An 18,448-nucleotide genomic window follows, 5' to 3' on the forward strand; every position below is an offset into this window, starting at 1 on the left:
CGACTCCAGCTCCTGCACCACCCGCCGCTTAAACTCCGGGCTGAACGACCGTCTCTGACGTGGCATCCTTGGCTCCTTTGTTGCCCCGCCCCTAATCTACGAAATCAACCCCTGACTGTCCAGTCCGATGGGTGCAGTCCAGTTCTTCTCGTTGTATCGAATGAACCCGTTGTTGTTGTGAGTTACCGTGTAGGTGGGATCGCAGTAGACCAGATCGCCGTGTTTCGCCCGGCCAATTATCGGCTCGAAATCAGATTGCTCTATGTGGCAATTCGAAAGAGCCCGAGACGCGTTGATCAGAAGATTGTCTTTCCAAAATGGGGATAGTCCGCGTTCGCCGCCGCCAAAGGGGACATTGAACTCGCCGTTCGCGTTGAGCCGATAAACTCCGCCGAAACAGGTTCGATTGAGATACAGGAAACGAACGGCTCGATCTATGGGATCCGAGGGTTCGCTCGCTCGGAGACGGTTGTAAGTTGGCTTCGTCACGCGGAGCATCTGAATCCGATTCATAATCGCCCGTGGATGATCCCGAACTTGCAAGTAAGTATTTATTAAATCTTTGTTTATGTCTGAAAGATGCGCAAACGTTGGAAGCAACCCGAAGTAGACGGCACCGCCGCCGAGAAATGGTTCGATGTAATTGGCGAAATTTCGTCCGTCCACTAATCCTCGAATAGTGGGAACGATCCATCGCTTGCCACCGGGCCATTTGATAAACGGCTGAACGCGAGGGCGTTGGTCAGTACAGTTAGTCATTGTCCACGACGCATTAAGCTGTCCGTGAAGCGTTCGAGAATATTGTTCGAAGGGTAGAAGGAGAGAGAAGCAATTTTGTTCACTGCGGTAATCGGAACCAGCGCGTTTTGGTATTGGCGAGAAACAAGCCGAGAAAGAGTGGACGCGATTCGTGGCAGGCCAATCAAATCGGATGTGCCTGCGTCCGGATCATACATGCTGAAGCTGGTTTTTCGGCTTGGCACGCTCATGACGATGATATTGCGCTCGTCGATCCGCAAGTATGACTTCTGGCCGTACAGTACCTTCTGTCCATAAATTGTATCGTTCGCTCCACTGTGTTTGATTCGATCAAGGATGAACTGGCTGTTCGGAGTGAAAACGCTGCCCTTCTCTGGGAAGGCAGAGCGCACTTGTTCAATGAACTGCACAAATGCGCCATCTTTCTCAACACCCGCAAGATAGAACTCAAAGCCCTGTTCGTACAGGTGATGCAGGTAGCCGCGGATTGGATCAACGAGGCGAGCATACTGACCCCTCAACATCAGTGGGCCATCTTTCAGCAAGAGTACCTTTGAGTGGAATTTCGGACCGCGCTCAACCAGAACTCGAAGATAGTGAATTAGGGTTAGGTGTTCCAACACACCCATCAGGTTTACGGCCAGCTTTGAATCGTTACTCGTTTCACTGACATCAAGCATTAGTCCCAGATAATCTGATAGCACGAGCTCTCTTGCGCAGTGCGTGCACGTGAATTGGAGTTGGCTTCTTGGAAAGTAGGTTACTTGATCACAAAATGGACACTGGAAATGCGGGCGTCGGGACGTTTCCCCTTGCCATGCCGGGGGGGATTCCTCCCACTCCTGACTGACGAGAAATCGCAGCGTGTCGTACAACGCGCCGTCGTTGAAATGGCGAAGAGTAGTCTCTATCGCGTGCCGTATGCTCTCAAATAAAGTCCTGTCACCGACCGTCACATTGCTCAACGGCAGGACGGTGCTTTGGGTGTCGGCGTAACGGCTAAGAATCTTCTGCACGACCTCCGGATTGACAATCGGGGCGTTTGCCTGCCGAAGCTCCGACAAGCTAATGTTCAAGACGCCGATCTTGATGTACCCAAGTGTCTTGTCGGGTGCAAGTGTGTTCGGTACGACCGAGAAGCTCCCATCAACACATATAATGAAGTCAAGCGGATCCGTGCCGTCGACGTCTATAGTTGTCATGTCTGGCAGAGGTTCGGCTTGTTTGTCCCGTTTGACCAACTCGAATGATTGGACCATTTCTTCGATAAAGGGATCCTGAATTACAGAAAGATGACCGAGCTTCGACGCTGATTCGTATGAAAGGTTTGAACTGGACTTGTAAGCCATGTGATTAACCCTTAGCTGCGAATTTGCGAATCTGAACCGGCAGAGCGAACCGATGCGAACGCGTGATCATGCGGACGTACCCTTGGCTCTTCGTCCTCTGTACGTCGGGCCCGACATCCCGGAACTCATGATATCTCGTCAACGCTGTGATCTCGCGGTCGTCGTTCAGGTGCGCGACGAAGAAATTCTCTGAATTCTTCAGTAGATCCGGACTCAGACTCTCGATGCTCTGCGTTGCGTAAATCATTCCGATATGAAATTTTGCGCCTTCCTTCGCGAGGCGATTGTATATCTTGCGTAGGTCTTTGTCGTCTCGGGGAAACAGGTTGTGCGCCTCTTCAAAGTAGAACTGAACATAATGTTCTTCTAGCTTATCGTTGACGAATTTTGTGGTCTGGTGCTGGAATAAGTGCCTGCAGACTCGATCTCCAAAAAAACTGGACAATTCCTCCGATGCGTTGCCTAAGTCTATGATCACCGTCTTTCCCTGATCGACAAACCTGGTAATGTCGTCCAGAAGACGTCCCGCGCCCGATTGATGATACCGGCGATATGATTGGATTTTCCTGAATCCACTCACGGTGGTCTTGTTCCATTTGAGTCCGGTCAGCGTGGCTAACATGGATTGCTCTGTTGAATCAAAATACTCCTTTTCGGGAGCTTCATCAACGTTACTCTCTTGTCCACTCGGCTGTTGCTTCGATTTGAACGGACCCGTCTTGTTTACAAAGTGCGTCCATGCTTGCTTAAAGATTTCAGCAGCCCGGTCCACAGTGACACTTTCCGCCGTGGCAGCGCCACACGCTGTTCGAATCTCAGCCTTCATGTTGAGACTTACGTTGTTCGCAGCACCCGGAACGAAGCCTGCTTCGGTCAGAATGCATTTGTAGATACTCTCTTGGCGTCTGTAGTGCGTGTGCCGTGATCTTTCATCTTGTTCGAGTCGCTGCAATTCCGCGTCATCCATCACTTCCCACTCGAACAGCCCTTTCAAATAGTCCGGCTCTGTTCCCAGCTCGTTACGGTATGACTGCGTAATGATCTGGTGCCCCAATGCGATGTCGGCAAAGAAGTCTACTTTCAGGGGTCGCACATCCGAAAACGTCGATTCACGCAAGGAGTAGCGGACACATCTTTCCTTATACAAGTCGAATAGTGACGTTTTATCGTTTCCGTTCAGATTCGCATATTCTCCGCTCAAGTCGAAGATAACCTGACCGACGCTTGCGGATGACTCCAAGATCATCTGTGCGATGATTTTGATAGTATTGCTCTTCCCCATACGTGTCTTGCCAAAGAGTGCCGTGCGTGTTCCGATAAAGTCCGCCGGAGAGACCTGAACCGGTATTGGAGCAGAGGGCGCGGTCAGACGACTTTCTGTGAGCCGCATCTCACCAATCGGGTAGGCATTCTTTGGATCGACGAAAGCGTTGACCAACTTGGTCAACATGTCAGCCGTAGGAATATGGACGGTGTACATGTGAGGTGATAAGAACGTCTCGATGTCCCCGCCAAACTCCACAGTAGCATTGACAGGATGGTCATAGAATGTCCCCAGAACTGCGACCTTAACGGCGCCCCACTGCAACTCACTTTTTGTAAAGACGTCAAGCTCCGGCATATGGCTTTTGTGCATCTCAAAGTACGTTCGAGCGATGTCCTGCGCAAGAGGCGTGGGAGCAGGTTCGAGTACCCGGCAAAGTATGAGATGGGGTGGTTTGTCCTGAATGTCGATGCTACTCGTTGTCTCGTCCGGCTGCATCAATTGGGTAATCGAGCCCGGGCGAATGACAAGCAACGAGTTCTTTGAGATGCCACCAGCCCGCATTTTGTAGTAGTCGTTGGTCACGACTATGCCCGTATCGTACCCCAACTCCATAACGTAGCCAAGAAGGTGTCGATTTTCAGCACCAAGTTCAGTATGAAACCGCTTGATGTCTTTCGCGGCATTCTCAATTGGCGCAAGAACGCTGTTCATAGATTCCTTTCGTGCGTGTCTGGTTGACTATTTTCCAACGATCGACTCTTCTCAGTCCATGGCCTTGCCGAGCAGTATTTCCGAGCGCATATCCATGCGGCGCTACGGCTTTGTCGTTTCCAGCACGTTGCGGATATTCCCCTCGGCTGCATCCAATAGCTCCCGGGCGGCGTTGGCACCCACCGACCGCCAGTGCATCACCAGCGCGGTCTTCAGCTCGCCCCCGGCTTCCTTCAAGACTGCGTCCGCCCATTCGTAATCGCTGCCCGTCAGCTCCATGAAGATCCGCCGCGCCCGCGCCCGCAGCTTCAACGACCCCTGCCGCAAATCCACCATCAGATTCTCGTAACACTTCCCCAGCCGGACCATCGACGCCGTCGTCAACATGTTCAATACCAACTTCGTTGCCGTCCCCGCCTTCAGCCTTGTCGAGCCGGTCAACACTTCGGGACCGACCGGAACGGAGATGACGACATCCAAACTTGAAACTTGAAACCTGAAACCTGAAGCCGAATCCGATTCCGGCCGCCTGGGGACGGACGGCTCGGCGGTTTCCGCTTTCCGCTTTCCGCTTTCCGCTTTCTCGTCCGGCGGCTCATTACAGATCAGCAGCACCGTCTTCGCACCCCTTGATTTTGCGTACGTTAGAGCACCCAGCACGTATGGTGTACGACGCGAAGCGGTGATCCCGACCAGCACGTCCGCCTCATTTAGAGTACAGACGTCGAGATCATGGGCGGCTTGTGCGAAGTCGTCCTCCGCCCCCTCCACGGCGCGGAATACGGCATCCTTCCCACCGGCGATGAAGCCCTGTACCAGATACGGCTCCGTCCCGAAGGTCGGCGGACACTCGGCCGCATCCAGCACGCCCAATCGGCCCGATGTCCCCGCCCCGACGTAGATCAATCTTCCGCCAAGGTGGAAGCAACTGACGATTAGCTCGACCGCGCGCTCGATATCCGGGATCGCCCGGGCCACGGTCTCCGGGACGGTGCGGTCCTCGGCGTTCATCGCTGCGAGGATCTCGCGTGTGCTCATGCTGTCCAACCCCAGCGTGCGGGGGTTGCGCGCTTCGGTCGTCAGGGCCGACAATTCGTCAACGATGCGCTTGGTCATGTGCTCGGATTCCCCCCTGCTCGCGGGGGGGGGGGGGTAAATCGGGTTCGGTTTCCAGCCACAACAGCCGCCCGCCATCGGATAGCTTCATCTCTTGCTTCAGAATTAGTTTAAGCTGAGCCAAATCAGCCTCTTGCCGCCATTTCTCGCCCTTCCACAGCAGCCACCGCCCTCCCGGCTTCAAGAGCCGCCGCGTCCAGTCGATCAACTCCGGCAGCTCCGCCACCGCCCGGGCAGTTATGACATCGAACCGCGCATTGTACTCAGCGGAGAGCATTTCAACCCGGGCCGTAAGCACCTCGACATTCGAGAGTTGGGTTTCACGTGAAACTCGCGCCAGGAACGCTGTTTTTCGAGCACTTGACTCCACCAGCAGCCAGGAAACGTCCGGCCGGGCGATTGCCAGCGGAATCGCCGGAAATCCGCCGCCGGAGCCAAAGTCCAGCACTCGCGCCCCATCGGGCACAAGGTCGTTCCCTGTCATACTTGGCTCTAAATGTCTTTGTTCCAATCTGTTACGATCAGAATCCGAGACCAGCGACAGCCCGGCATCCCGCACCCGCTCCAGAAAGTGTTTCACGTGGAGCGAACGCGAATCGTCGGCAGACCAGCCGAACCGAGCCAGCATAGCAGTTAACTCAGCTGTCGATGTCATTGCGCTCCGGAGGTGCGGGACTTTTTCAGGTGAATCATGAGCGCCGTGCAGTCCACCGGACGGACGCCGTCAATACGGCTGGCCTGGCCAAGCGTGAGTGGGCGAAAGCGCGAGAGCTTTTCCCGCGCTTCGAACGAGATGGAATGAATAGATTTGTAATCGATGCTGACGGGAATCTGATGCGACTCCAGGGAGCGCATCTGGTCGGCGCGCGCGAGGTCGCGCTTGATGTAACCATCATATTTTATATCCATTTCCACTCCGGCGACGAGATCTTCGTCAGTAGCAGCGTGAGCGATCCCGGCAAGGTCGGGGTGGCGCAGCAGTTCGCTCAGGCTGGCTTCAGGACGCTTCAAAATGGCAGCGAAGCGAGAGCCTTTCAGAGATGGATCAGAGAGTAAGCCGGATTCGGCGAGTTCTTGCAGCTTTGTGGCTGCCAGGTAGTCCGTGACTTCTGAGAGCAATTGCTGCTTTTTCAGATAACTATCGTACTGCTCATCCGAAACGAGACCGAGGCTCCGGCCGATCGCCGTGAGTCGCAAGTCGGCATTGTCCTGACGGAGCAACAGCCTGTGTTCCGAGCGGGACGTGAACATGCGGTAAGGCTCCACCGGAGTCTTCGTGATTAAATCGTCTATTAACACACCGATATAAGCTTGATCGCGGCGCAGCACCAGCGGTGGCTCTCCCTTTAGTTTCAGCGCGGCATTGACTCCGGCAACGAGGCCCTGGGCGGCCGCCTCCTCATAGCCGGTGGTGCCGTTGATCTGTCCAGCGAAGAACAAACCATCTATAGGCTTGGTTTCTAAGGAATAGTGAATCTGATGAGCAGGGAAGAAGTCATACTCAACGGCATAACCCGGGCGCATCATCTCGGCGTTTTCGAGGCCATTGATGGTCTTCAGGGCCTCGAATTGGATATCTTCAGGCAGGCTGGAGCTGAAGCCGTTCATATAGACTTCACTTGTATGCCAGCCCTCTGGCTCTAAGAATATCTGGTGACTATCTTTATCAGCGAAGCGGACGACCTTATCTTCAATGGATGGACAGTAGCGCGGACCGCGTCCGGTGATGCGGCCAGCGAAGAGCGGCGAGTGAACAAGGCCGTTCCTGATGAGCTTATGAGTGGACTCGTTCGTATGCGTCAGATGACAGGCAAGCTGATGATTATTGTTTAATTGTGAACGTTTTGAGAATGGAATAATCCGGCCATCGCCGGGTTGAATCTGGCAGCGATTATAATCAATCGACCGACCGTCGAGCCTCGGCGGGGTGCCGGTTTTCAGGCGGCCCAGAGTGAAGTCGTGCCGTTGCAAATTCTCAGATAACAAGAGGGCAGGGCCTTCACCGATGCGGCCGGCGGGAATCTGGAAGTCGCCCATGTGGATCAAGCCGTTCAGAAAGGTCCCCGGGCAGAGTACGGCGGCGCGGCACTCGAAGCGCTGGCCGGTCTGGCAGATAACTTCAGTCAGGCGACCGCCGCGAGTCTCGAAATCGACGACCATGCTTTGCTTAAGATCAAGATTTCGTTGCGATTCGAGCGCCTTTCGCATCTCCCGAGCATACATCATGCGGTCGCACTGCGCGCGAGGCGACCAGACGGCAGGGCCTTTGGAGCGGTTCAGCATGCGGAACTGGACGGTGGCCAGGTCGGTGATGCGGGCCATCTCGCCGCCCAGGGCATCGATCTCCTTCACGAGTTGACCCTTGGCCAACCCTCCAACCGCAGGATTACACGACATTTGTCCGATGGTCTGCAAGTTCATCGTGACCAATGCCGTCTTGAATCCCATCCGCGCGGAAGCCAGCGCGGCCTCACAGCCCGCATGCCCGCCGCCGATGACGATGATGTCGTAGGAATGGGGCATCAGGCGGAAAACTTGAAACTTGAAATTTGAAACTTGAAGAAATGCAGTTGGGTCATGGTATGTTTAAGCTGTGCTGTCATGCGGTGCGGTTCCGGCCGGGTTACTGTTTCCGATTCATTCGTTCGCCAACCAACTCTCTAATCTTCTCTGCCGTATCTAACGCGAGCTTCACCACCGAAGTGTCCGGCCAGAATTCCTCGTCATAACGAAGTTCCACCGCAAACGGCGTGAGGTCAGATACCGCGGTTTCAAGATCGCCAAACGACGCGTCGATTGTCGTACATTGTTCAATCAGCTTCTGCAAATTGTGAGTATGCGGATACATGACCTCGTGTGCCGTGAGAAACGCTTTCAGCGCGCGTTCTGCCGCTTGTTGACAGTGAAAGCAGGCCGTATCCAGCGATTCGCCCGATTTCAAACAGAGCCGCGCGTTGGCCAGATCAGAATCCGCTTTGCGCAACATCGCCGCGACCAGATCAGCTCGGCTTTTCATAGAGGACCTTCCCTTCCCGCAGGGCCGTCGTGACGAAGGCCTGCTTGACCTGGCTCCAATCTTCGGCTTCCTGCGGTGTGTAAACGATGATGTCCATCGGCTGCGGAATATCGCTGAGCGCACGGTAGAGTGACGCCGCGCGCTTATAGCGGGGGAGATCGGATTCAGCGATTACGAGAATATCCAGATCGCTGGTCGGCTTTGAATCGCCGCGCGCGTAGCTACCGAACAGCACGACTTTGCGCGGCTGGGAGATGGCAACGATCCGCGAGACAATCGTGGCGAAGTCAATGGTCATGCTATTGTAAGTTTTTGTTTGTGCTGTGTTTGTGTGCTCGACATTGGCGTGCCGCCGCCGATGACGATGATGTCGTAAGGATGTCATAGATTAGGGTTCTGGGAAGTAATCAGAGTCTATTCGCTTGATTGCAAATGATTTCGTCGTTGTTACGCCTACTCCGTGTTCAATCATAAGTTGAGCCAGCATCTTGCCATCTATTAGAATGACTTTCTTCGGTAGAATATCCCCAGCATATCTTCTTGCGTCGCTTGAGAAGTCAGCTGTTGTAATTAGAACGCCTTTCATCACTCGTCGCTGATCAAAACTTCCAGAAAAATCTCTTACCGCCGATACAGGAACTTGGCTATCCCATTTTTTTGCTTGAATGACAATAGAATCGGTAAGTCCAAGCATGTCTCCGTGGATTATTCCGTCTATACCACCGTCACCTGTGCGTCCAACAACCTGACCAGCGCCATCGAAGCCTCCTCCGTAGCCCATTGCTATCAAGAGATCAACAACAAGTTGCTCAAAGAACCTCGGACTGCTTGACTTAATTCGCTCTAGGAGGTCATCTATTAACAGTCCATTAATGACTCGCAGATTGAGTTCCACGATTTCCTCCGGCGTTTTCGTATCGACCGGCGGTGCGATTGCGGGTTTCGACTCAAAGGCCTGGATTTCAGGTGCACGGCTGGTTGATTGTGTTGATTGTTCACGAACAGAAGACCAATCCGGGAATACTGGGTTTGTCCCTTTCTCCCAAGTCCATTCATCCAGCCAATTTTTGAAGTCAGGAATTTTGGAGAGAAACGTTTTATCAATTTTTGTTGGATTTTGCGTAAGGATTCTTCTACCCAAATCCGTGATCATAAACTGCGATCTTGCTGGGTACGTGATTAATCCTGCCTTTTTGAGATAAGTTTTAGTCCAACTAAAATTGGCATCAAAGTAGTACAGATTTCCCGATCGCTCGCGTCTGTCATCTTCTGTTACTCCGAACTGCTTTGCCAGGATATTTAAGGTTTCCTCTGTTGTATGAGAATGTCCATCTGCAGAGATTTTAAGAGTAGGGAGCATCATTGATTCATAATCTGGAATAGGCATGGCGATTCCTCTCGCTGGGTTGTTGACAAATTCTTCCGAGCGTACGCATTGCGGCGCTTGCGGGAATTGTGATTTACGATGCAGACATTTGTCCCGATTTCGCACACGGGTGTGCTTTGCTACGGGCGGGAGATGCAATCGCCCTCCCGTATGCTTTGCGGTGCTTGGGATCGGCGATGCAATGGGCAGCCACGGGGGGCAGCGGCTACAGTCCTTGGGTTTCGCCGGACAGCCACGCGGGGCTGTCCCCACCGCCGGGCCGCCTGTCGATGAAGACGACTTCTTGTGATCCTGCAGCCGGAAGACGTGCTTCAGGATGACAGGCTTCTTGCCGGGGCTGCGGCGGAGGGGGCGCGGGGTTCGGTTTGTTTCGCCGAGGGGGCACTTGGAGACAAGTGCCGCCAAGGTGCTCCGGATCTGGGCCGAGCACCGTTCCGGCGGGGAAGGAATCCCGGCTCGGCGGAAATCAAGACATAGACTCTGCACGGCGACGAACCCCGATTTCGCGCACGCAGTGCGGCGCTACGGGCGGGGCGATGGATGCGGTGCCTACGCTTTGACACGCCCACCAAGGTGGGCGCGACGGTTCGCAAGGCGGCCACGGGGGGGCAGCGGCTACAATCCGGTGGCTTCGACTACTCTTCCGATGGGGCACTTGAAGACAAGTGCCGCCAAGAGGGGGGTGCCGATTCCGGCCCCCCGGGGATGGACGGCGCGGCGGCGAGCAGAGCAGGGCAGGTTAACGGCGAAAGAGATCTGCCGCCGCAAAGAGGCCGACCCCCTTCGGTTCCCCCACGGAGTGGGGGAAAGTCAGAGCAGGCTATTCTTCCTCAAAATAGTCCGAGTCGATGCGCTTGATGGTGTAGCTGGTCACGGGCGTCACGCCCACGTCGTGGTCGATCATGAGTTGGGCCAGTTCATAGCCGTCGATTAGCACGATCTTCTTCTCGCCTGTCTTGGTCACGTACGTTTTCGCGTCACTGGTGAAGCTGGAGGTTGAGATCATCACGCCCTTCTTGGCCCCGTGGGCATCAAGACTTCCGCTGAAGTCCCGGACCGCGCCCACGGGCACGAGGCCCTCCCAGCGCTTGGCTTGCAGGTAGATCGCGCCCAGCCCCAGCTTGTCTTCCTTGATCAGGCCGTCAATCCCGCCGTCCCCCGATTTACCAATAACCTGTCCCGCTTCGGGAAGTGTCCCGCCATAGCCCATGCGTACCAGCAGATCGACAACCAAACGCTCGAAAAAGCGCGGGGAACAGGACTTGACCTTGTCCAGAATATCGTCGGCCAGGGCAGCGCGGATCTCCTGGTATGCCCCGCCGATCTGCTCTTCGGGGGTGCGAGGCGCGGGACCGTCGTGTGCTGGGTGCGCCGTGCGTTCGTCGTCGCCGCGTGTCGAGGATTCTCGCCATTCGACGTACTCGGGAAACCGGGTCAGGAACCTCATGTCAATCCGGGCGGGATTCTCTTTCAACGTCGCGGTCCCGCGTTCCGAAATTGAGTACACCCCGCGAGATTTGCGCGATGCCAACATCGCCTTGAAGAGGTAAGTCATGGACCACCGGACGATGTAGTTGAACCGCGGGCTCGCACCATTGGGCATCAGCTCTGATCGCTCCGCTTCCGAGAGTTTGTACTCCACAGCGAGCGTTTCCACAATCTCGGTCAGGCTGCGAGGCTTGCCATCGGCCAAACTGCGCAGCACGGGCAGCATAAGGGTCTGAAAATCGGGTATCGGCATGTTGTTGTCCCCTGTGGAATCATTGATAATTTCTGAATCAGCCCCGAGCGTACACAGGGGGTGCTGCGAAGCGGGCGATGCAATCGGCCCCTGCGGGAGACGCCGTTTTCTCCATGCCGTGGTCTCTGACCGTCGGATTAATTAGCCCGCCGAGCGGGGTGCCCTCACCCCGCCGGAATCGGAACGGCGGAAGGAACACCCCCGAATGCATGCCCAGGAGGCGCGACGGACCACCGAGACCCGCCCTCTGTCCCCCGGTGAACGGGGGGGGGATGATCCATCCTTACCCTTTGACACGCCCACCGAGGTGGGCGCTACGGCTTTCGGGGTTTGGTCTTCGGCTTCGTTGCGGGCGATTTGGCGCGGTTCGGGGCCGGTTTGAGGCTGGGAGACGGTTTACGGGCCGATCGGCGATTCCGGGCCACGGAAATGGCCTTCTGACCCCACTCCCGCAGCAGGTCGTCGTCCTCCAGCACGTCCGCGGGCACCGGGAAGTATGGCATCCGGCTCTTTTCCGGCTTGGACGGGTCGTACACCCACTGGCTCAAGCCGCGCACCGTGTAGTCCGCGCGATTCGTGTCGTCGGCCTTGAAGTACAACGTGTCGTCGTCGATGATGGCGAACATCGCGGGCTTGAGCTCGCCGCGCACCGGAACCATGATCCCGGCCCCGCCGAACATCTTGCGGCAGTGGACTTTACCGAGCACCGCGAGGCGCTCCATGATGTAGTCAAGATAGGAATCGGAGATGGGCATGGGAGGAAAATCCAAAATCGAAAATCCAAAATTCAAATGCCGAGAACTGGCGCGGGACAGGCTGACCGATTCCGGGCACCCGGGGACCGGTGCCGCGGCGGGTCCAACGGGCGGCGCAGCCGGCCCCTACGACTCCAGCAGCTCTTCGAGCTGAAAGCGGTGGCGGAGGGGGTGCATGACGGCGTGCTCGAGCATGGCGTCGATGCAGTAGTCCACGCCCCAGCGGGATTTGTAGGTTTCGTCGAAACGCGGCTCCGCGACGCCAGCCAAGGGCTCGCGCCAAGCGGTAAGTAGTTGTTCAAGATAGGCTTCGGCCTCGCGCTCCACCACGGCGGGCTCCGGGGCCGTGGGCAGGCCCGGATCGGGCAGGCCCAGCATCTCGCACATCCAGCTCAGATAGCCCCGGGCCGCACGCAGGATATGGTGCAGCAGGTGCTCTTTGGATTGATAGTCCGGATCATCGGTCTTGGGGAGCGGGATACCCGCCGCCTTGGCCGCGCGCCAGGTGACCAGACATTTGCGCAGTTCCTGATCGTGCAGAATCACCATGGCGCGGGCGCCGCGGTAGGCATAGTGCTGGAGGTCGTGAAGAGGCATGGGAAGAATTATCCGGGATCGAGAATTGAAATTCCGAGACCGCGTGGCCACCGTGGAGCGGAGAAAACCCGAGTGAAATCGGGGCGGGCAGGGGAGGTTGGCCCAAGCACAGTAAGATAATGAGAGTGAACCAGAAACGAAAGCGGAGAGTTGAGAGAAAACATGTAAACCGCGAGCCGCGGAAACGCTAACATCAAAGAATGGCTAAGCTTGGAACTCCAAACTTGAAGCGTGAGGGCGGAGGCGATAGAGCGCTGACCCGGTTCTGCGGCTGGGTGTGCCGCACCCCCGTCTCAGGATGTAGCTCGAAATAGGGTTGGCTGATCACTACGGCAAGGCAAGGCGGCTTTAGACCCGTGACCTTCCGCTCCGACAACGGGCTGAAGCCACGTTGCCCCCCTTGCTGCTATTCCGGGATCGGTTCTATACCCCCCCTGTGCTCCCCCCTTGGGAAGGGGAAAAGGACCCGATCCGATTCCGGGCATGTGGAGACACATGCCGCGGCGGAGCCGGCAAGATTCCGGCGGGGTGAGGGCACCCCGCTCGGCGGACAAGGCGTTCCGGCGGGGGAGGGTTAAATCCGGCCCGCGACATAACCCAAAACGCGCCCGAATCGTTCGGCATGCCGACGCGAACCGTCGGCTGCGCATGCGATGCGCTCGGGAGGGCAGTGGCATAACAGATGGCGAGTCCGGTGTATTTGCTTTCCTGCTGTTTATTCTTTACTTTAGTCGTTGGTCCGGGGGTTGCTGTTTGCACTTATCGAGAGTGAAACCAAACAACCCCTAAATAAGAGGCGAAAACAAGAGACATGAACCGCAACCTTCTCTCAACTCTGGCGATTTTGATGATCGCCGCGGCGGCGTGGGCGGGCACCCTGCAGGGGACCGTTTATCTGCCAAACGACGGCGGCCCCGCGGCGGGCGCGACCGTTACCATTCATGCGAATCATGGTCAGCCACTGGTGGCGACCACGAACGACGCAGGTTTCTATCTGTTCGAAAGTCTGGCAAACGGCCGCTACATGGCCGTGGCTACGCTGGAAGGCTATCGACCCGGTGACGGTCAGGCCTGGGTGTTCGGCGACAGCGTCGTCACACTGGACCTCTTCCTGCATGCGCCGCTGACCGGCTTCGGCAACCTTGAAGGTCATGTCTGGCTGCCGGAAGAGGCGGGCCCGGCCGTGGGCGCGACGGTTTCGCTAATGCGCGACCCGGCGAATCCGCCGCTCGTCGCCACGACGAACGACGACGGCTACTACCTGTTTGAGAACATCGAGACCGGCCATTACGGCGGCTCGGCGGAACTTGAAGGCTATGGGGCGGACTTCCACGGGGCGTTTGTCCCGGATGGCGAGACCGGTGAGGCCAATTTCATGCTGCATCCGCTGCCGACGGGCTTCGGCAACGTCGAGGGCGTGGTGATCGTTGACAATCACGGGGGTCCGGCGGCCGGTGCGACGGTTGTCCTGTCGCGGCCAGACGCCGAATTGGTCACGACGACCAACGAGAACGGCGAGTTCGGCTTTGCGGACGTCGCGGTCGGCGGGTGGGATGCCACTGCATCGCTGGAAGGCTTTGAAGACGGTCATGCGCGGGTGATGGTCTTCGACGGCGTTACGGCGCATGTCATGATCATGCTGCACGGTGAGCCGGCGGAGGGTACCGGGACGGTTAACGTGCTGGTCACCACACCGGACGGCGCGGCGGTTCCGGGCGCCAACGTCAATCTGAACGCGGGCGGCCCCGGTCACGGACGCCATCTGCACGGGGAAACCGGCGAGGCCGGAACGGTGACGTTTGAGCATGTCCCGGCCGATCACTATTTTGTGGTCGCCTCCGCACACATGCTGGGCTTTGCGACGACGGAAATCGACGTGGCTGACCTGAGCGTCATCGATGTGACGCTGGTCCTGAGTGATTCCAACGGGCACGGCGGCGGGCACCACGGCGACTCGCTGACGGTGGTCGAGCTGTCCGGGACCGCGATCGTGGTCGATGACACCACGAATCCCAACCGGATCCGCGTGCGTTACTTCATCGATATCGATGCCGACGGCGTGGGTGACTATCGCCTGGCGTTCGGTCCGCCCTGGTACAACCCGGATAACGGCGCGACGCGCCCGGCCAACGGCGATCAGATTACGGTGACCGGTGGCCTGTTGACCTATGCCGACCCGCAGATCGTGGTCGTCTATACGATCAACGGCCAGTTCTGGCGGGAACCGCGGCGCGGCCACGGCGGCCACGGCGGCGGAGACCACGGTCGGCGCGGCTGCAACCCGGATAGCGTGACAGCGGTCGAACTGGCCGGTGTGGCGATCGTCCATGAGTGCAACCCGCTGCACGGCGACCCGACCTGCTACGCGATTGACACCGACGGCGACGGCGCGATCAATTCGTTCCTCGACTTCGGCGCACCGGACTACGATCCGGGCAACGGCGCGACGCGTCCCGCCAACGGCGACGAAATCACGATCGTGGGCGGCGAAATCTTCTGCCCGAATGCGCCGATGCCGATGGTGATTGTCTATGAGATCAACGGCATGTTCTGGCGCGAGCCGGGCGACACGCTGGGCCTCGGACCGCTTGAGCAGAACGCCGTGGACGAGCCGATTGCGATCGGCACGCCGACGAGCTACCTGACGGCGCGGAACTATCCCAACCCGTTCAACCCCTCGACGATCATCAACTACAACATCCCGACCACGGGCACGGTCCGGCTGGCGGTGTATGATGTGACCGGTCGCGAAGTGGCCGTGCTGTTCAACGGCACTCAGGCCGCGGGCAGCTATGCCGTCAACTTCAACGCCAACGGCATGGGCTCGGGCATCTACTTCTACCGCCTGACCGCCGGTTCGACCAGCCTCACGAACAAGATGATGTTGCTGCGCTAAGACGGCTGATCCCCCACCGGGGACATTACATAGAAAGCGCCGGCCCTGTCTGGGGGTCGGCGCTTTTGCGTAGGGGGGGGGGGTGGTCGACGGAGAATCACGGTCTGGTGTTTTCAGACTTGCGGTTTCGCAGGAGTGGGAAGGCGCGGCTCGCCGCACAGTTGCACGACGGCCATGACCGTTCCCGAAATGTCAGCCTGGTAGGCTTCATCGCCTTCGCGTCGAAAGAACAAGGCCTGTTTGACCGGGCCGATGCAGTCGAGAGTCCCGAAATTCTGCCGAAGCAAGGACAACCCATGCCTAGCGGTTTCGTCGTCTAACAAGCTCCGGAGACGTTCCGCCACATCTTCGGGGCCTCTGCCATAGTTACGCGATACGTAGTGTATGTCGTACGCGTCCTTTCCATACGAACGGGATTGCAGAGCGAGCACCTTTGTGATAAGTAGTGCCCCGGCGCCACACACCTTGATGCTGCGCTCCACATTAGCGCCATCAAGTGTCTGCCCGGCAAGCAGGATCTGTTCGAAATCGCGAAAGGCGAGTCCTATGCCCGGCGTGACGATCGCGGCAAGATCGCCGGTGAGGTTTTGCAGTTTGGACGGTTCGCCATTGGCGTCCATCAAGAAGTCCACTATCGCGTTATCAAACCGAGGATGTCGCCAGCGTTGGCGGGTAACGTTCCCGTCTCGGTTTGTGCCGGGTTCAAAGCCGGAATTTCGCAATCGGTCCGCGATAGCCTCGTATCGATGATCGTGCAACAGAGCGACGCTTAGGCCCAGATCAACATCCATGCTCCCAATGTGTTTCTGCTCGTATGGTTGCTCGGTTTGATCCACAAGGAAGTACGGAACCATTCCTCCGATAACAACAATATCATCCTGAAAGTCACCCAGTATCGTGGCCAGATGCAAGCTGGTACGAACAACGATTTGCGTTGTGTCGGCGACGTATTCGTCCGCGTGCCGCGGTTTCGGCTCAGCCATTTGCCAGTAGTCCGGGCTCTATTGTTCGGAAGAGCTCTTCCGCCGCTTCGTCGGATCGTTCCGGCTGGTCCTTCAGGTCGAGATAGGCCTGAATGCGGCTGACGCACGGAATGCCTGCCACGATTTCACTTCCCATAAATACACCTTCGTCTTTGGGAACTACAAGCCAAACATTGGCGCCGCGTGGCTCTTCACGAAAGAGCAAGACCTGTAGCAAGTCGGGATTCGGCATGGTCTTGAGATAGACTGAAACAAGGCGAAAGGTTGCCCACTGGGTATATTGCCATGCCGCAGCCAAGCCGGTGAATGCGAATTTCTGAGCTTGTTCGACGTCAAAGCGAGTGGCCAGCTTCCTGACTAACTCTTCGCTTGTCCTGGCCGGAATGTGGCCGCGCAGCACTTCGTTTTGTTTGAAGAAATCATAGGAAGTTCGCCAATCCGCCAGCAAGAGTTGGTGGTTTTGCGGTGCGAATTCGTCAACTTGATCGCGGGAAAGGTATGAAGACTCCACCAGTCGATCAAGAATGCGACCGAGGTGGCCGGGATCAACTCCGGTTGCTTCGACCAGTTGTTTCTTCGTGACTCTGCGATGGGGATTCAACAGCAGCCAGCGAATGACGCGCGAACTCTTCGGGGCAAACACGGACGACGGGCGGCCCCGGGCGATGAATTGGTTGGGGTTGCCGCTGATGTTGATTAGTAGCCCGGGGGCCTTGATGGCGGCGTTGCCTGACAAATCAATCCAGTTTACGCCGTTCTCTTGGCATAACTTTCGGCCAGTTGGCCCCATGAATGGCACAGCGATTACCGGGATATAGTGGTCGGGGTCAGCTTTGACGAAGTAGATCGAACGGAGGATCTCCGATGATGAGCCCGTGGATGCCCAATTAACCGTGAAACGATGATCTCCGGCTGACAACTTCAGATGGAGCATGGTCCCTACCACTGCGCCGCCCATTAGCTCAATCGAAGCGTCCGGCAACAGTTTCTTCAGGCTATCGATAATATGAATCTGGACAAGACTCCAGCGAAGAATGCCCCTTGGTTTAGGATGAAGCTCAGAGTTGCTCATTTCTGTAAACTGTTTATATGTAGTTGTGTTGACTAAATTGGCTGTCTTGACAATATAGTCATTTCTGTTTCTTTAGTCAAATGCATGCTAACGCGGATATTCTAACGGTCTGAAGAAATAGATTTGGCCTGTATAAGCTATTTTTATATTTTATATGTGTTTTGACTAAATTGTCATATTTGATAATGTTGTCAATTGCAAATTTTTAGTCAAATGTATGCGTGGCTCTTTCCACCGGGCGGGTCGCGGACCCGCCCCTACGGATTCTCGTTGCTTGAAATATTACAACACAAGTCTTATTACATATTTGGAAGGTGTTTTACTTGACAACCTGATATTTCCTCACTACATTTCGTTATCTGGCGAAACAAGGGAGTAAGAATGCGGGAATTCCTGAACATCGTGAACGCGCTTTCAGATGCCAATCGGCTTAGGTTGTTCCTGAGCCTGCGCGATCGTGAATTGTGCGTCTGCAATCTCGTTGACTTTATTGGGCTTGCGGATTCGACGGTGTCCAAACACTTGGCCATCCTGCGGGATGCCGGACTCGTCGATGCTCGAAAGTGCGGGAAGTGGGTGTACTATCGGTTGGCAGGTCCGAACGCCTCGCCACTGGTGCGTCAGGTCGTCCAACTGGCGCGAGAGGCCCTGGCGGGAGATCCGGCGGTGGTCGCGGATGAGACGCGGTTGGTCGGAATGCTCAGCAGAGCAGATGTGATGCGCTGTCTGCCCGACGCTTCCCCGTGTCCCGTGGATGACCCCCAGCGGACGCCGGCAATGCAGAAGGCCTAACAACGAT

The 18,448-nt window shown here is 56.6% G+C and carries 16 protein-coding genes; 2 read left to right on the forward strand and 14 right to left on the reverse strand.

The genetic code is table 11. The annotated features are described in order from the left end of the window. Window positions 1–96: 96 nt before the first annotated feature. From HZB60_09100 to HZB60_09155, 12 genes are all read right to left on the reverse strand, one after another. Entirely contained in the window at window positions 97–759 is a 663-nt protein-coding gene (locus tag HZB60_09100; GenBank protein MBI5059916.1) for a Dam family site-specific DNA-(adenine-N6)-methyltransferase, read from the reverse strand. Further along, a complete protein-coding gene (locus HZB60_09105; GenBank protein MBI5059917.1) occupies window positions 756–2,108 on the reverse strand; it encodes a hypothetical protein in 1,353 nt (450 codons plus the stop codon). Before HZB60_09105 ends, HZB60_09100 begins: the two co-directional genes overlap by 4 nt. Window positions 2,109–2,112: 4 nt before the next feature. Further along, window positions 2,113–4,086, reverse strand: coding sequence for an ATP-binding protein (locus tag HZB60_09110; GenBank protein MBI5059918.1), 1,974 nt, complete (start codon window positions 4,084–4,086; stop codon window positions 2,113–2,115). Window positions 4,087–4,188: 102 nt separating this feature from the next. After that, the gene (locus HZB60_09115) at window positions 4,189–5,202 is read right to left on the reverse strand and encodes an N-acetylmuramic acid 6-phosphate etherase (protein ID MBI5059919.1); all 1,014 of its coding nucleotides are present in this window, start codon (window positions 5,200–5,202) and stop codon (window positions 4,189–4,191) included. Then, window positions 5,183–5,830 (reverse strand): 16S rRNA (guanine(527)-N(7))-methyltransferase RsmG, encoded by a 648-nt coding sequence (gene rsmG / locus HZB60_09120; GenBank protein MBI5059920.1) that lies wholly within the window; start codon window positions 5,828–5,830, stop codon window positions 5,183–5,185. The genes HZB60_09115 and rsmG overlap by 20 nt, the downstream gene beginning before the upstream one ends. A 23-nt stretch (window positions 5,831–5,853) precedes the next feature. Continuing rightward, entirely contained in the window at window positions 5,854–7,725 is a 1,872-nt protein-coding gene (mnmG, locus tag HZB60_09125) for a tRNA uridine-5-carboxymethylaminomethyl(34) synthesis enzyme MnmG (protein MBI5059921.1), read from the reverse strand. 100 nt (window positions 7,726–7,825) lie between these two features. Next, on the reverse strand, window positions 7,826–8,218 hold the full coding sequence (locus HZB60_09130) for a HEPN domain-containing protein (protein MBI5059922.1): 393 nt from the start codon (window positions 8,216–8,218) through the stop codon (window positions 7,826–7,828). After that, window positions 8,202–8,516 carry a nucleotidyltransferase domain-containing protein gene (locus HZB60_09135; protein MBI5059923.1) on the reverse strand — a complete coding sequence of 105 codons (315 nt, stop codon included), beginning with the start codon at window positions 8,514–8,516 and terminating at the stop codon, window positions 8,202–8,204. Before HZB60_09135 ends, HZB60_09130 begins: the two co-directional genes overlap by 17 nt. A gap of 90 nt (window positions 8,517–8,606) precedes the next feature. Then, a complete protein-coding gene (locus HZB60_09140) occupies window positions 8,607–9,605 on the reverse strand; it encodes a restriction endonuclease (GenBank protein MBI5059924.1) in 999 nt (332 codons plus the stop codon). Window positions 9,606–10,425: 820 nt separating this feature from the next. Next, a complete protein-coding gene (locus tag HZB60_09145; GenBank protein ID MBI5059925.1) occupies window positions 10,426–11,346 on the reverse strand; it encodes a restriction endonuclease in 921 nt (306 codons plus the stop codon). Between the two features lie 314 nt (window positions 11,347–11,660). Beyond that, window positions 11,661–12,101: a TfoX/Sxy family protein gene (locus HZB60_09150; GenBank protein ID MBI5059926.1), complete on the reverse strand. Its 441-nt coding sequence runs from the start codon at window positions 12,099–12,101 to the stop codon at window positions 11,661–11,663. A 126-nt stretch (window positions 12,102–12,227) separates the two neighbouring features. After that, window positions 12,228–12,698 (reverse strand): hypothetical protein, encoded by a 471-nt coding sequence (locus HZB60_09155; GenBank protein MBI5059927.1) that lies wholly within the window; start codon window positions 12,696–12,698, stop codon window positions 12,228–12,230. An 811-nt stretch (window positions 12,699–13,509) separates the two neighbouring features. Between HZB60_09155 and HZB60_09160 the strand changes: the two genes are divergently transcribed. Continuing rightward, the gene (locus tag HZB60_09160; GenBank protein ID MBI5059928.1) at window positions 13,510–15,594 is read left to right on the forward strand and encodes a carboxypeptidase regulatory-like domain-containing protein; all 2,085 of its coding nucleotides are present in this window, start codon (window positions 13,510–13,512) and stop codon (window positions 15,592–15,594) included. 113 nt (window positions 15,595–15,707) lie between these two features. Here HZB60_09160 and HZB60_09165 read toward each other — a convergent pair whose 3' ends face one another. Next, complete coding sequence (locus HZB60_09165) at window positions 15,708–16,577, reverse strand: hypothetical protein (GenBank protein ID MBI5059929.1); 870 nt, start codon at window positions 16,575–16,577, stop codon at window positions 15,708–15,710. Continuing rightward, window positions 16,570–17,649 carry a hypothetical protein gene (locus HZB60_09170; GenBank protein MBI5059930.1) on the reverse strand — a complete coding sequence of 360 codons (1,080 nt, stop codon included), beginning with the start codon at window positions 17,647–17,649 and terminating at the stop codon, window positions 16,570–16,572. Before HZB60_09170 ends, HZB60_09165 begins: the two co-directional genes overlap by 8 nt. Before the next feature lie 381 nt (window positions 17,650–18,030). On the opposite strand from HZB60_09170, the gene HZB60_09175 reads away from it, so the two are divergent. Beyond that, window positions 18,031–18,441, forward strand: coding sequence for a winged helix-turn-helix transcriptional regulator (locus HZB60_09175; protein MBI5059931.1), 411 nt, complete (start codon window positions 18,031–18,033; stop codon window positions 18,439–18,441). The last annotated feature ends 7 nt before the right edge of the window (window positions 18,442–18,448 follow it).

It is taken from the genome of candidate division KSB1 bacterium, from assembly GCA_016214895.1.
Lineage (GTDB): Bacteria > Electryoneota > RPQS01 > RPQS01 > RPQS01 > JACRMR01.